Genomic DNA, 14,517 nt, shown 5'->3' on the forward strand with positions numbered 1-14,517 from the left:
AAAACCTAATTTTAAATACAATAAATAGCTGTAAATCAAAACAATAAAACCTTAACTTAATGACATTGGGGTCACGCCCAAAGGAACAACTTCAATCTTGACCACTCACCACTCACTTTTCACGATTCACTTTGTTGTCACTTTCTCTGTCCTTTTTATGAAATTTCCAAAAAAAGTATATCTTTAGCCAATTAAAAACCCAAAACCCAAAACCCAAAACCCAAAAAAACATGGAAGACCATAAACCAGACGATTTTAAAAGAGAATTAGGATTACTCGACGGAACCATGCTTGTGGTGGGTTCTATGATAGGTTCCGGGATATTTATTGTGAGCTCGGATATGGTGCGACAGCTGGGTTCTGCGGGTTGGTTGATTGCCATGTGGGTGCTTACAGGAACGATTACCGTGATTGCTGCCGTGAGTTATGGTGAGTTGAGCGCGATGTTTCCTAAAGCGGGCGGGCAGTATGTGTACATCAAGGAAGCCTACGGGAAACTCGTGGGTTTTTTGTACGGTTGGAGTTTCTTTGCGGTGATACAAACCGGTACCATTGCTGCCGTGGGTGTGGCTTTTGCCAAATTTGCCGCCTATTTATACGCGCCTTTAAGTGATAAGAATATTTTATATGAGATAGGGGATTTTAAACTCAATGCGGCTCAGATTGTGTCTATTTTCACGATAATTTTGTTGAGTTACATCAACAGCCGTGGGGTAAAAAACTCTAAGATTTTACAGACGGTTCTGACGGTTATCAAAATTCTGTCGTTGGCAGGTTTGATTATTTTTGGTTTTATGGCTGCCAAAGCAGAAGTTTGGGACGCGAACTGGAACAATGTCTGGACGTCACAAGCCCTGAATGTGGAAACGGGTTCGTGGTTGCCTATTAGCGGAACGGCGTTGATATCAGGAATTTCGGCAGCACTAGTAGGTTCAATGTTCTCTAGTGTGGCTTGGGAAGGAGTAACTTTTATAGCTGGAGAAATAAAAAATCCAAAACGCAACGTGGGATTGAGTTTGTTTTTAGGAACCTTAATCGTGAGTGTGATTTATATTTTGGCTAACTTGATGTACTTGGCTGTTGTGCCTTTGTATGAAATTGCTACGGCCGAATCAGATCGTGTGGCTGTTGTGGCTTCGCAACGTATTTTTGGTTCGGTGGGAACATTAATAATCGCGGTGATGATTATGATTTCGACTTTTGCCTGTAACAACGGATTGATTATGGCCGGTGCCAGAGTGTATTATACGATGGCGCAAGATGGTGTTTTCTTCAAGAAAGCTGCTGAATTGAATCATGCCAGCGTTCCGGCTTGGTCTATCTGGGCGCAGTGTATCTGGGCTTCGGCGTTGTGTTTGACAGGAAAATATGGGGATTTATTGGATTTTGTGGTCATCATCGTTTTGATATTTTATATTCTGACTATTCTCGGAATATTTATTCTGCGCAAGAAAATGCCAGATGCCGAAAGACCGTATAAAGCTTTTGGATATCCATTTTTACCGGCACTGTATTTAATTATCGCGACAGCAATTTGTATCGCCTTGTTGTATACCAAAACCAGTACAAGCGGTTGGGGTGTTTTGATTATGCTGATTGGTATTCCGGTGTATTATTTGACAAAAGCGAAGGAGTAGTATCTTTTTAGTGAAAAGCGAAAAGTGAATAGTAAGTGGTTTTTAGTGCCTGGTAGGAGGAATGATATATTGATTTTAAGTTTGACTATTTTAAAATCAGTGAAAATCTGCTTAATCCGCGTGATCTGCGTGCTAATTCTTACTTAACAATAATCCTACGTCATCTGCGTTTCAATTCGGGACAATAAAAAAAAACTTAAATAAAAAAATCCGTCTCGTTTTTCCTAACGGGACGGATTTTCTATTGAATTCAGGCTGGGTTGCGGTTGTTCCAAATTTAAAACTAAGGGGACTAAAACTAAAACTAAAAAAAAATTACAATCGCAAATCCACAACCTGTAAACGGCAGGCTAGTAATACGTAAAACGCCTTACTTTGGCAATGTATTTAGCCAATCTAATAACTTGATGGCTGTAGCCGTATTCGTTGTCGTACCAAATGTACAACACAATATTTTTTCCGTCTTTTGAAACAATGGTGGCGTTGCTGTCATAAATGGCAGGCTGCGATGTGCCGACGATATCCGATGAAACCAATTCGTTATTCATCGAATATTTGATTTGCTCGACTAATTCGCCTTCCAATGCATATTTTTTCATGATAGCATTGATTTCTAACAGCGATGTTTCTCTGGATACTTCCAGATTCAAGACGACCAAAGAGCCATTAGGAACCGGTACCCGAATGGCATTCGACGTTAATTTTCCCTCTAATGAAGGCAATGCTTTTGCAACAGCACTTCCGGCCCCCGTTTCGGTAATCACCATATTCAAAGCGGCGGCTCTTCCACGACGGTATTTTTTGTGCATGTTGTCCACAAGATTCTGGTCGTTTGTGTACGCATGGATGGTCTCCAGATGTCCTTTGACAACGCCCAAAGTATCCTCAACAGCTTTCAAGATTGGCGTGATAGCGTTCGTAGTGCACGATGCCGCCGAAAAGATATTGATTTCATCCGGGTTGTATTCGTTGTGGTTTACGCCATGAACAATATTAGGAACTCCTTTTCCTGGAGCGGTAAGTAATACTTTTTCCACACCTTTGGAAACCAAATGGCGGCTTAGTGCTTCGTGCGTGGTAAAAGCACCCGTGTTGTCAATAACCAATGCATTATCGATTCCAAAAAGCGTATAATCAATTTCTTCAGGTCCGTTTGCCGTAATAATGTGTACAGTGGTTCCGTTGATAATCAAAGCATTATTTTCAGGATCAGCCGTTACGGAGCCTTGAAAATCACCATGAATCGAATCGTAACGCAATAAAGAAGCTCTTTTTTCAAGAGAATTAGCATCATTTTTATCGCGTGTTACGATGGCACGCAATCGCAATTGACTTCCTTTTCCGGTTTTCGACATTAATTCTCTGGCTAATAAACGACCAATGCGACCAAAACCATACAGCACCACATCTTTTGGTTGAATCTCCTCTGAGTTTTTGGCATTTTTTAATTTGTCAATGACAAAATACTTGGCGTCAGGATATGTATCTTCTTCTAAACCATATTCGTACGTCAGTTTTCCAATGTCTAATTTTGCAGGCGGTAAATTCAATTCTAAAATCGCTTTTGCAATTTTAACCGAATCAAATACTGAAATGGGTTTGCCTACAAATTCAGCCGCATATTCATGCAGGTTGATAATATCACTAACATTCCTGTCGATTAGCGGGTTTCTAAATAAAACCATCTCAATGGATTTATCATACCATAAATCGCTGATAATTTTAATCAGTTTTACTCCTGCACGTCGCCTGTCGGCTTGAAAAGAAACTTCCTTTTCGTATAAAGTTGTAGTTGCCATGTTGAAAATTTAATGAAAATAAAGGATTGTATTTTTTAAAATTTGGCGCAAAAATACCCATTTCAATCGATTTCGTAAGCTATTTTTGGATTTATTTTAAAAATAAAAAAGCCACCTTGAAATATCAAGATGGCTTTGGTTTTTTTAAAACAGGAATGCGCTAGAGAATTACACGCATGACTTCTCCCTTTTTAGTAATCATTTCGATGCGTATGGTTTGGTTTTCCTCTTTTTTACTTAAAAGTTGGGATACCGTTGCAACATCCGTAGCTTTGACATTGTCAATACTCAAGATAATATTTCCCACCAGCTCGTCTTCGTATTGCTTCAGATTTTGACTGCTTATGGATTTGATTCGCACGCCATAATCGATTTTGAATTTCTGCTTGTCAGCAGCCTCAATATTTTCTAATTCGATGCCTTTAAACTCGGCGCTGAAAAATTCATTTTTGCTAAGCACTACAGGAGCTACTCTTGTTTTTCCATCTCTGATATAGGTAACCTGTATTTTGTCATTGGGTCTTTTCGTATTGATGTATCCGGAAAGATCCGCAAAAGTAGCCACATTTAATTCGTCTAATTTGATGATGACATCTCCTTTTTCAAGTCCTGATTTTTCAGCACCAGAATTTTTGGTGACTTTATTAATGTAAAAGCCTTGTGTTTGATTGATTCCCAGTTCTTTAGAAGTCACGCTATTTAGTTCGCCTCCTTCAACACCAAGAATTCCGCGTTGTACATTCCCGTATTCCATGAGATCCTCAATGATTTTTCGGGCAATATTCGAAGGAACTGCAAACGAATAGCCTACATAAGAACCGGTCATGGAGGAAATCATCGTGTTGATTCCGATCAGTTCACCACGCGTGTTCACTAAGGCACCACCACTATTTCCGGGGTTTACCGCAGCATCTGTTTGTATGAAAGACTGAATTCCGCTGGTGCCTAAATCTCTGGCTTTCGCCGAAACAATTCCGGCTGTTACCGTAGAGGTTAAATTATACGGATTTCCGACAGCCAAAACCCATTCACCCACTTTCACCGAATCAGAATTGGCAAAAACAGTATACGGTAATTTTTCATTCGCATCAATTTTCAATAAAGCAATATCCATTTTAGAGTCGGTTCCAATAAGTTTTGCCATGTATGATTTTTTGTTGTTTAAGGTAATTTCAATTTCTGATGCGCCTTTGATGACGTGATTATTGGTCACTATATAACCGTCCTCAGAAATGATTACTCCGGAACCCGTTCCTACTTGTTCCTGGGATTGTCCGCCTTTATACCCATAAAAATATTCTAAAATGGGATTGGTAATCGTTCTGCGGGAGACGTTTTTTACGTGTACCACCGTATGAATTGTTTTTTCTGCAGCCTCGGTAAAATCAAGAATCTCGGGAGACAGTCCTACTTTCGTTTCATACGAATCAGATGCAGCTGTTACCAAGGCATTTTTTTCACTGGAAAAATACCCATTGGTGTCAAATAATAATTTGTAAGCGCCAAGTGTGACTCCCCCACTCAACAACGAAACCAAAAAAAGAGTTGAAATTTTTTTCATATGTAGATAATATTTGTTTTTTATAGGAATATGGTATCGCCAGATCTTCATTGGTGTTTGCGACAGCTTCTGTCATGGCGATTTCATAATTAAATTCGTTTATTAAGATATTTACTTGTAAAATTAAAAATAAAATAGCTTCCTAAAATACAGTTTAACGCTCTTTAACAATGATTAACATTTCATTAATAGTTCGTACTTTTGTAGCACACAATAGAAATTAAAATGCAACTACAATTTTATAAATACCAAGGAACAGGAAATGATTTTGTCCTGATTGATAATCGTTCGAATTTTTTCCCAAAAGAGAATACACAACACATTGCGCACTTGTGCGACAGACGTTTTGGAATAGGTGGTGATGGTCTTATTTTATTGGAAAACGACACGATTGCTTCGAATCTCGCAACGACCACCGATTTCAAAATGGTTTATTACAATTCCGATGGAAACCAAAGTTCCATGTGTGGCAATGGTGGACGCTGTTTAGTGGCTTTCGCCAAAAAGCTGCAGGTAATTGAGAATAAAGCTACTTTCATAGCCACAGATGGTTTGCATCACGCCACAATTGACGATGACGGATTGGTATCATTACAAATGATTGATGTTGATGCCGTAAAAGTCAGTACAGATCATGTGTTTCTAAATACGGGATCGCCGCATCATGTACAACTGGTAGACGATCTGGAAAATTACAATATCAAGGAAAACGGAGCTGCTATTCGATACGGAGATTTGTACGGGAAAGCAGGAAGTAACATCAATTTTGTCAAACAAATTGACCAGGCCACTTTCTCTATGCGAACGTATGAAAGAGGCGTAGAGGATGAAACACTTTCTTGCGGAACAGGCGCAACAGCAGTAGCAATTGCAATGAACGTTATTGGAAAAACAAATGCTACTTCGATCGATTTAAATGTAGAAGGTGGAAAATTAGTCGTTTCTTTCGAAAAAAAGGAAGGACAATTTTCCAAAGTCTTCCTTAAAGGGCCAGCTGAATTTGTATTTAAAGGAACAATTATTATTTAATTAGGAAGCTAAAGGATTTAATTTTTATTCAGTTAAAAAATAATTTTCACGAACAAAGTAGAAAATATGGTTAAAGCAATTATGATTCCGGATGATATTATCAGCAGTAAAATTTATTTGATAAGAGATCAAAAAGTTATGTTAGATAAAGATTTGTCGGAACTTTATGCGGTAGAAAACAAACAACTCAAGCGGCAGGTTCGTAGGAACATAGAACGCTTTCCAGAAGATTTTATGTTTGAACTTAATCAGTTAGAATTCGATAATTTGAGGAGCCAAATTGGCACCTCAAGTTGGGGAGGAACAAGGTATATGCCTATGGCATTCACAGAACAAGGTGTCGCAATGTTGTCAAGTGTACTTAACAGCACTACTGCTATAAAAGTAAATATTCAAATTATACGTGTTTTCACAAAAATAAGAGCGATGCTTACCGATACTATGAGTATGAAATTAGAAATTGAAGAAATTAAAAAGAAACTCTCCAATCACACTAAAAATATAGAACTTGTGTTTAATTATCTTGATGAACTAATTGACAAAAAAGATAATACCGAACCTAGAAAAAAAATAGGGTATAAAAATAATTAAGTAAAATCTTAATTTTAAAATGAAAACATTAAAAGGAGACAATATCTACATTCGGGCATTAGAGCCCAATGATCTGGAGTTTGTATATGCCATAGAAAACGACCAGAGCATTTGGGAAGTCAGCAATACGCATACGCCATTCAGCCGGTTTTTAGTCAAGCAATATTTAGAAAATGCTCATCAGGATATTTATGAAGCCAAGCAATTGCGATTGGCTATTTGTCAGGATCAGGATTTCCCGGCCCTAGGTTTGATCGATTTATTTGATTTTGATCCAAAGAATAACAGGGCGGGAGTAGGTATTGTCATTCAAAAAAGCAAAAATCGAAAACAGAATATTGGTTCGGAAGCTTTGGAATTATTAATTGAATATGCTTTTTATAATCTAAATTTACACCAGTTATATGCAAATATTGGAACCGAAAATGAAGCTAGTAAAGCACTTTTTACTAAATTTGGATTCAAAATGACAGGCGTCAAAAAGGAGTGGACTTTTGTAAATGGTATTTATAAAGACGAAGCTGTTTTTCAATTGATCAATACTAAATTTTAAAAAATGTAGTTTTAATTCATCATAATTTCAAACTAAAGTTAAAAATACTACTTTTCCAATAAAAATACCATATATGAAATTAAAGAAAATTATTACCATTACCGCTGTTGTTTTAATAGGAATACTGATGCTATACGGATTGGTTATTTTGCGCCAAATTTTTTCTTCTAACACCAAATTCTCAGAGAACGAAGTGTACGTATACGTGCCAACGGATTCCAATTACGAAGAGGTCAAAAAAATAATTGCTCCGTATGTCGAAAACTTGGATCGTTTTGAGATGGTGGCCAATAAACGAGGCTATTCTGATAATGTAATTCCGGGGCGTTTTTTATTCAAAAAGGGAATGAACAGTTATGAACTGGTAAAAACATTGCGTCTTAATTCAGCAGTAAAGTTGGCTTTTAATAATCAGGAACGTATTGAGAATTTAGCCGGGCGTGTAGGTTCACAAATTGAAGCGGATAGCTTGTCATTACTGACTTCCTTCAAAGATTCTATTTTCTTGAAAGAAAACGGGTTCAATGAAGAGACTGTTTTGGTACTGTTTATTCCAAATACATACGAGATTTATTGGAACACTACCGCTGAAAAGTTCCGTGATAAAATGATTAAGGAATACCGTAATTTTTGGAACAAGGAAAGAGTTGCCAAAGCGCAAAAACAGGGACTCACACCCATCGAAGCGACTATTCTGGCTTCAATTGTTCACAAAGAATCCGTAAAAAAAGACGAGAGACCAAGAATAGCCGGCGTGTATCTCAATCGGTTGCGAACGGGAATGCCATTGCAGGCAGATCCAACGGTAATATTTGCGATAAAGAAGAAAGCAAACGATTTTGATCAGGTTATCAAAAGGGTTTTCTACAAAGATTTGACAATGGCACATCCGTATAATACCTATATGAACGTAGGACTGCCTCCTGGACCTATCGCTATGCCTGATATTACAGCCATGGAAGCGGTTTTGGATCCTGAGAAAAACAAGTTTATTTATTTTTGTGCCAGCGTGGAACGTTTTGGATACCATGAGTTTGCTGCCACATTAGAGGAACATAATAAAAATGCCAAAAAATATTCGGATTGGATCAACAGCCAAGGCGTAAAAAGATAGTTTTGGGATTAAAAAAAGGGATTTTATTTTTATTTTTAGTGGGTTTCCAAATTGTATTTGCCCAAGAGCGTGCGGAATCTTTTTTTAAACCCTCCGATTCTTTGAATAGGAAAAAGCAAAAAGGGGTGTTTGTTGCTGAAGGTGCTTTGACCGCAGGAACGCTGATCGGTTTAAACCAACTTTGGTACGCTGATTATCCCAAATCTGATTTTCATTTTATAAATGACAATACTGATTGGCTGCAGATGGACAAATCTGGGCATGTATTTTCTTCGTATCATCTGGGACGTCTTGGTGCCCAAATGCTGCAGTGGAGTGGGGCTTCTAAAAAAAATCAGCTACTATACGGAGCCGGATTGGGCTTTGCATTTCTTACCGCCGTTGAGGTTCTGGATGGATATTCTGCTGCGTGGGGTGCCTCCTATGGCGATATAATTGCCAATGCTTCCGGGACAGCTTTATACGTTTCTCAGGAATTAATCTGGAATGAACAGCGTATTACCCCTAAATTCTCTTTTCATACCACCCAATATGCCAATTACAGACCGGAAGTTTTGGGCAGTTCTTTTACAGAGCAAATTCTAAAAGACTATAATGGACAAACCTATTGGCTTTCTGTTAATTTGCACTCTTTTGCAAAACGCTCCAGGATTCCAAAATGGCTAAATGTAGCTTTGGGTTACGGAGCCGAAGGAATGCTGACCGGAAATAGCGATAATAACGCTTTTTCAACCACAAATCCACAAAGATTCCGACAGTTTTATTTGAGTATTGATGTTGATCTGACGAAAATAAAGACGCAGTCCCATTTTTTAAAGACTGTTTTTTCCGTTCTGAACACGGTTAAAATTCCGGCACCTACAATTGAATTCGTGCGTTTTAACGATATAAAATACCACTTAATTTATTTTTAGAAAAGTTTAAATACTTGATTATCAGACTTGTTATTTTTGTTGTATCTTTGCGCATAGAAATTTCTTAACGGGACAGCGTTTTGAAGAAAAACAATTTATGATTAAGAAGTGGTCTTTTTACACAGGTCTGACTGTGATTACAGTTTTTTTAAGCTCAGGTTTTAAACCGTTTAACCTAGAAACCAGTCCTTGGTTTCTTATTAATGAAGATGAGGGAGCACACTACTTATTTCCTTCTGAAGAACAAAATGAATACACCAAATTAAACATTCCTTTTACCGGAAATTTCTTTATCGGTTTTAAAGAAGCTATTGGATATAGAGAATCCGAAAGTAAATACAAAAAAGTGAACTCCCTCGGGTATATGGGGAAATATCAGTTTGGTATTGAGACACTTAATTCGGTTGGAGTCTATAATCGGTCTGCCTTTTTGAATAGTCCTGAATTACAGGAAAAAGCATTTCTAGCGCTACTGGCGAAAAACAAATGGGAGCTGAAAAGAGAAATTGAAAAATACGAAGGCACTATATTAAACGGAATATTCGTTACCGAATCCGGGATATTAGCGGCAGCTCACCTTGGCGGAGCGGGTTCTGTAAAAAAATATTTTAAAAATAAAGGAAAACGAAATTTTAGAGACGCATATGGTAGCTCTATAAAAAGCTATATGAAAATGTTTGGCGGGTATGATACTTCGTGTATTATTGCGGATAATAATGCAAAGGCAAAAAACATTTAATTCCTTTTTTATCTTAAAAAAAGAGGCTGTCATTATTTGACGGCCTCTTTTCTTTTATCCCATAGTCGAATTATTTAGCCTTAAGGATTTCTCTATTGGGACGCACCACTAAATTGATGGTTTCCTTCTATTTTTGATTTTTGCTTTCTCCGTTTCTTGAACATTTGATACGATTGCAATGCTTAAAAGAATCAAAATAATAAGTGTTTTTTGTTCCGTTTTATAAACGTAGTCCGTTTAGCGGGTAGGCATCTGATTTAAAACAAAAAACACCAACCTTTCGATTGATGTTCTTAAATTTTGAGTCAAAATAATAGGCTGTAGTTTTAGTCGAAACTGTCCATTAAAATGTCTAATATCTTAATAGCCGCTTCACTGATTTTTGTGCCAGGGCCAAAAACGGCAACCGCACCGGCATCAAATAGAAACTGATAATCTTGTGCCGGAATTACGCCACCTACCACGACCATAATATCTTCTCGATCGTATTTTTTAAGTTCTGCAATAACTTGTGGTACCAGCGTTTTGTGTCCTGCCGCCAGTGAGGAAACTCCCAGGATGTGCACATCATTCTCTATCGCTTGTTTGGCCGCTTCAGCTGGTGTTTGAAAAAGGGGGCCAATGTCAACATCAAAACCAACATCAGCATACCCGGTAGCCACCACTTTAGCGCCACGATCGTGCCCGTCTTGTCCCATTTTGGCAATCATGATTCTAGGGCGACGTCCTTCTTTTTTTGCAAATTCATCTGCCAGTTGTTTTGCTTTTTCAAAGCTTTTGTCGTCTTTTATTTCTTTGCTATACACACCGCTAAAGGATTTAATTTGTGCTTTGTATCTTCCAAAAACTGTTTCCAGCGCATCGCTGATTTCACCCAGCGTAGTTCTGTTTCGAGCGGCTTCAACCGCTATTTCCAGTAAATTTCCTTCACCAGTTTGCGCACAAAGGATTAATTTTTTCAGCGATTCCTGCACTTTTTCAGTAGCTCTGGTCGCTTTGATTCGGTCTAATTGTTCCAATTGTTGCTTGCGGACCATTTGATTGTCCACATCCAAAATCTGTAAAGGGTCTTCTTTTTCTAATCTATATTTGTTAACGCCCACAATAATATCCTGCCCGCTGTCTATTCTCGCTTGTTTTCTGGCTGCTGCTTCCTCGATTCTAAGTTTCGGAATTCCGGATTCAATAGCTTTGGTCATACCGCCCAGTTCTTCTACCTCTTGAATGAGTTTCCAGGCACTTTCAGCAATTTCATTTGTCAGACTTTCTACATAATAACTGCCTGCCCAAGGATCAACCGTTTTAGTAATTTTAGTTTCGTCTTGTAAATAAAGTTGCGTGTTTCTGGCAATTCTGGCCGAGAAATCTGTTGGTAACGCAATTGCTTCATCTAAGGCGTTGGTATGCAAAGATTGTGTGCCTCCAAAAGCTGCTGCTGCTGCTTCAATACAGGTTCTTGCCACATTGTTAAAGGGATCTTGCTCGGTTAAACTCCATCCCGAAGTTTGACAATGGGTTCGTAACGCTAATGATTTATCGTCTTTTGGTTCAAATTGCTTTACTAATTTTGCCCAGATCATTCTTCCTGCGCGCATTTTGGCAATTTCCATAAAATGGTTCATTCCAATCGCCCAGAAAAAGGACAGTCGTGGGGCGAATTCATCAATTTTCATTCCGGTTGCTAATCCAGTTCTGATGTATTCCAATCCATCGGCCAGCGTGTACGCCAGTTCAATATCAGCCGTGGCTCCCGCTTCTTGCATGTGGTAGCCAGAAATGGAAATCGAGTTGAATTTGGGCATTTTTTTGCTGGTAAATTCAAAAATATCAGCAATGATTTTCATCGAAGGCGTTGGCGGATAAATATAGGTATTACGGACCATAAACTCTTTGAGAATGTCATTTTGTATCGTACCGGAAAGCAACTCGGGTGCTACGCCTTGTTCTTCGGCGGCGACAATATAGAAAGCCATAATAGGTAAAACAGCGCCATTCATTGTCATAGAAACGGACATTTCATTAAGCGGAATTTGGTCAAATAATACTTTCATGTCTTCCACGGAGTCAATGGCAACTCCTGCTTTCCCCACATCGCCCACTACGCGCTCATGATCGGAATCATAGCCGCGGTGTGTGGGTAAATCAAAAGCAATGGATAGTCCTTTTTGACCCGCAGCCAGATTCCTCCTGTAAAAAGCATTGCTTTCTTCGGCAGTTGAAAATCCGGCATATTGACGCACCGTCCATGGTCGGCGGACGTACATTGTGGTGTATGGGCCGCGTAAATTGGGAGCAAAACCAGCCCCAAAATCAAGATGAGTAAGATTCTTAATATCTTGTTCTGAATACGTAGGTTTTACTTCTATTCCTTCTGCAGTTAGAAATGCATCAGCCACAGCATTTTCATGCCCGACTTTTAGCGCTGTACTTTTTAATTGTATGTGTTGTAAATCTTTTCTTTTCATTTGTTTAGTACAAAGATTATAGTTTTTTGAAATTTTAATTCCTTTCAGTCCATATTTCAGTATTTCTTGAAGTATGAAAAATAGCTGTAATGACAATTGTGTTCTCGTAGCTGTTGAAATGAATTAAGTATGGAAAATTTTCAATTAAAGCTACTCTGGTCTTATCATATATTATTTGAAAAAGTAATGGATTTGACTTAATTATTTTTAAACTTTCCTTGAACGAATTGGAGAACGTATCGCCCAATTTAGGGTGAATGCCTTTGTACCAATCCAAAGCTGTTTTGAAATCAAGTTTAGCTTCCTCTACAATTACAATTTTATAACCCACCGTCAATATCTTTTAGAAAATCATCAATATCTTGAGCTGAAGATGGATTCTTAAGATATTTCTCAGTTCTTTCTCTAACTTGGTCCATTTGCCATTGAGGGATTTCTAAAGTATTCGACTTTGGAAGAATAATCACTTCAACTTCATCAGCATTAAAATCATTCGGCAGTGTGATGCTTATTTTGTGATTTTTCACCTTAACGATTTGTCTTATGGGTTCCATTATTTTATGTTTTTAGCAAAGTAAATATACTCTTTTCCAATGGTATTAAATTAAATAACAGCGTCGGGCTTACTATTCAAGATCCAATCGTTCCTGTTCCGTTTTTTCTGCCAGACGTTTTTCGATTATGGGTGTGATCAAGGTTTTTCTTGGTTTGACTTTTACAAAAGGAAACAATTCTAAATCATGTTTCATTTTATCCTGTTTGTTAGGATGTTTGTTTGTTCCCAATAAAATTTCTTTCCCAGAATCAAATAGTTCCTGCGCGGTATCCGCACTTTCCTGAATTTTTCTTTTGATGATTCCGTCATTAAGTTGTTTCAGGAAACCGCCATTTGCCTCTATGTCTTTGAATAAAGCCAATGCTTTTTCCGCTAGTTGATTGGTTAGGTTTTCGATATAATAACTGCCGTCTGCTGGATTATTGACTTTGTCAAAATAACTTTCATTTTTGAGGATCAACAATTGGTTTCTCGCTATGCGGTCGCCAAATTCGTTGTCTTTGTGGTACAAAGCATCATAAGGTAAATTGGCAATAGCATCCGCTCCTCCAATAATGGCACTCATACATTCAGTTGTGGTGCGCAACATATTTATATTGTAATCGTATAATGTTTTGTTACGTTTGGTAGGCGAAACGATGATGTTGCACGCTAAAGTATGGTTGTATTCCTTGGCGATGAGATTAAAAAGCAACCGCAACGCACGCAGTTTTGCAATTTCAAAAAAGTAATTTGTTCCTACGGCCACTTCAAAAACAATGGGTGTATTTATGGCGTCAATTCTATTGAAATACTCATTGGCTTGTCCTACACTATAAGCAATTTGCTGTACGATAGTGGCACCGGCATTTTGATACAACGCAGCGTTGATACTAAGTAGCGATACCGATGTTGTTGCTGCCGAAAGCAAATTCAGGGTGTCAAAATTGCTTTTTTCTTTCGTTGTAAACCAGTTTCCATCTTTAGCTAATTGTCCTATAGGATCCAGATTACAGAAAATTACAGTGTTGCTTTTCTTGGCGAAAACATCAATTTTTTTGACGAAATCGATTGAAATAAATCCCAGGTTAAAATAAACGGTAACGTTCTCTAAAGGCAATTTTTCCAATAGATCGGTAACGTTAATTGATTCGTTTTCTATTGTAAAGCGCAGGCTGTCTGCCCCGCGATTCAATGTGTCTAATGCCCGTTCTATTGATTTTTCAAGGTCGTAGACAAATATATTTTGGCAAATTCTAAATTCTGTTGCTTTTGTGGAAACGGGGAATACTTTTGTAAACTCCTCTTTGTGGTAAAAAGGTTTTACCTGAATGTCTTCCGGAGAATTCCAAACTACGGTTTCATTGTAATCCGCTCCATTGAGTTCAAATTGGATTTTTTGTTTCCATTGTTTGGAGGAAATGGGGTTGAAATCATCGAAAAGGTTTGTATCCATTTTGTTAGTCATTTTCCTCACTCCAGTCCTCTTCATAGGAGAGGGAACCGAAACTTGGTGTTCTGTTTTTAATAATTACTATAAATTGTACACTCTCTTCCCTTTGGGAATGGTTGGGAATGGG

At 38.0% G+C, this 14,517-nt stretch carries 13 protein-coding genes; 7 read left to right on the forward strand and 6 right to left on the reverse strand.

All coding sequences use genetic code 11. From position 1 onward, the window contains the following. Window positions 1-230 precede the first annotated feature (230 nt). A complete protein-coding gene (locus EKM03_RS05850; RefSeq protein WP_126456055.1) occupies window positions 231-1,637 on the forward strand; it encodes an APC family permease in 1,407 nt (468 codons plus the stop codon). A gap of 350 nt (window positions 1,638-1,987) precedes the next feature. On the opposite strand, the gene EKM03_RS05855 is transcribed toward EKM03_RS05850, so the two are convergent. Beyond that, a complete protein-coding gene (locus tag EKM03_RS05855) occupies window positions 1,988-3,436 on the reverse strand; it encodes a glyceraldehyde-3-phosphate dehydrogenase (protein WP_126461404.1) in 1,449 nt (482 codons plus the stop codon). A gap of 160 nt (window positions 3,437-3,596) precedes the next feature. Further along, a complete protein-coding gene (locus EKM03_RS05860; RefSeq protein ID WP_126740014.1) occupies window positions 3,597-4,997 on the reverse strand; it encodes a trypsin-like peptidase domain-containing protein in 1,401 nt (466 codons plus the stop codon). 225 nt (window positions 4,998-5,222) lie between these two features. Between EKM03_RS05860 and dapF the strand changes: the two genes are divergently transcribed. The 6 genes from dapF (at window position 5,223) to EKM03_RS05890 (ending at window position 9,937) form a co-directional block, all read left to right on the forward strand. Further along, window positions 5,223-6,026: a diaminopimelate epimerase gene (gene dapF, locus EKM03_RS05865; RefSeq protein ID WP_126740015.1), complete on the forward strand. Its 804-nt coding sequence runs from the start codon at window positions 5,223-5,225 to the stop codon at window positions 6,024-6,026. A gap of 66 nt (window positions 6,027-6,092) precedes the next feature. Next, entirely contained in the window at window positions 6,093-6,617 is a 525-nt protein-coding gene (locus EKM03_RS05870; RefSeq protein ID WP_126461395.1) for an ORF6N domain-containing protein, read from the forward strand. A gap of 19 nt (window positions 6,618-6,636) precedes the next feature. Then, complete coding sequence (locus EKM03_RS05875) at window positions 6,637-7,170, forward strand: GNAT family N-acetyltransferase (RefSeq protein ID WP_126456048.1); 534 nt, start codon at window positions 6,637-6,639, stop codon at window positions 7,168-7,170. A gap of 73 nt (window positions 7,171-7,243) precedes the next feature. Next, a complete protein-coding gene (mltG, locus tag EKM03_RS05880) occupies window positions 7,244-8,284 on the forward strand; it encodes an endolytic transglycosylase MltG (RefSeq protein ID WP_126740016.1) in 1,041 nt (346 codons plus the stop codon). Then, window positions 8,254-9,198 carry a DUF2279 domain-containing protein gene (locus EKM03_RS05885; protein ID WP_370273048.1) on the forward strand — a complete coding sequence of 315 codons (945 nt, stop codon included), beginning with the start codon at window positions 8,254-8,256 and terminating at the stop codon, window positions 9,196-9,198. The genes mltG and EKM03_RS05885 overlap by 31 nt, the downstream gene beginning before the upstream one ends. Before the next feature lie 97 nt (window positions 9,199-9,295). After that, on the forward strand, window positions 9,296-9,937 hold the full coding sequence (locus EKM03_RS05890; RefSeq protein WP_126740018.1) for a peptidoglycan-binding protein LysM: 642 nt from the start codon (window positions 9,296-9,298) through the stop codon (window positions 9,935-9,937). A 326-nt stretch (window positions 9,938-10,263) separates the two neighbouring features. Here the strand turns inward: EKM03_RS05890 and scpA are convergent, their stop codons facing one another. From scpA to EKM03_RS05910, 4 genes are all read right to left on the reverse strand, one after another. Further along, on the reverse strand, window positions 10,264-12,402 hold the full coding sequence (scpA, locus tag EKM03_RS05895; RefSeq protein ID WP_126461387.1) for a methylmalonyl-CoA mutase: 2,139 nt from the start codon (window positions 12,400-12,402) through the stop codon (window positions 10,264-10,266). 34 nt (window positions 12,403-12,436) lie between these two features. Beyond that, window positions 12,437-12,733, reverse strand: a complete 297-nt coding sequence (locus EKM03_RS05900) for a type II toxin-antitoxin system RelE/ParE family toxin (protein ID WP_126461385.1) — start codon at window positions 12,731-12,733, stop codon at window positions 12,437-12,439. Further along, on the reverse strand, window positions 12,723-12,956 hold the full coding sequence (locus EKM03_RS05905) for a hypothetical protein (RefSeq protein ID WP_126461382.1): 234 nt from the start codon (window positions 12,954-12,956) through the stop codon (window positions 12,723-12,725). The genes EKM03_RS05900 and EKM03_RS05905 overlap by 11 nt, the downstream gene beginning before the upstream one ends. Window positions 12,957-13,028: 72 nt before the next feature. Beyond that, the gene (locus tag EKM03_RS05910) at window positions 13,029-14,393 is read right to left on the reverse strand and encodes a methylmalonyl-CoA mutase subunit beta (RefSeq protein ID WP_126740019.1); all 1,365 of its coding nucleotides are present in this window, start codon (window positions 14,391-14,393) and stop codon (window positions 13,029-13,031) included. Between the last annotated feature and the right edge of the window lie 124 nt (window positions 14,394-14,517).

The sequence above is a fragment of the Flavobacterium sp. GSP6 genome (assembly GCF_003984855.1).
Lineage (GTDB): Bacteria > Bacteroidota > Bacteroidia > Flavobacteriales > Flavobacteriaceae > Flavobacterium.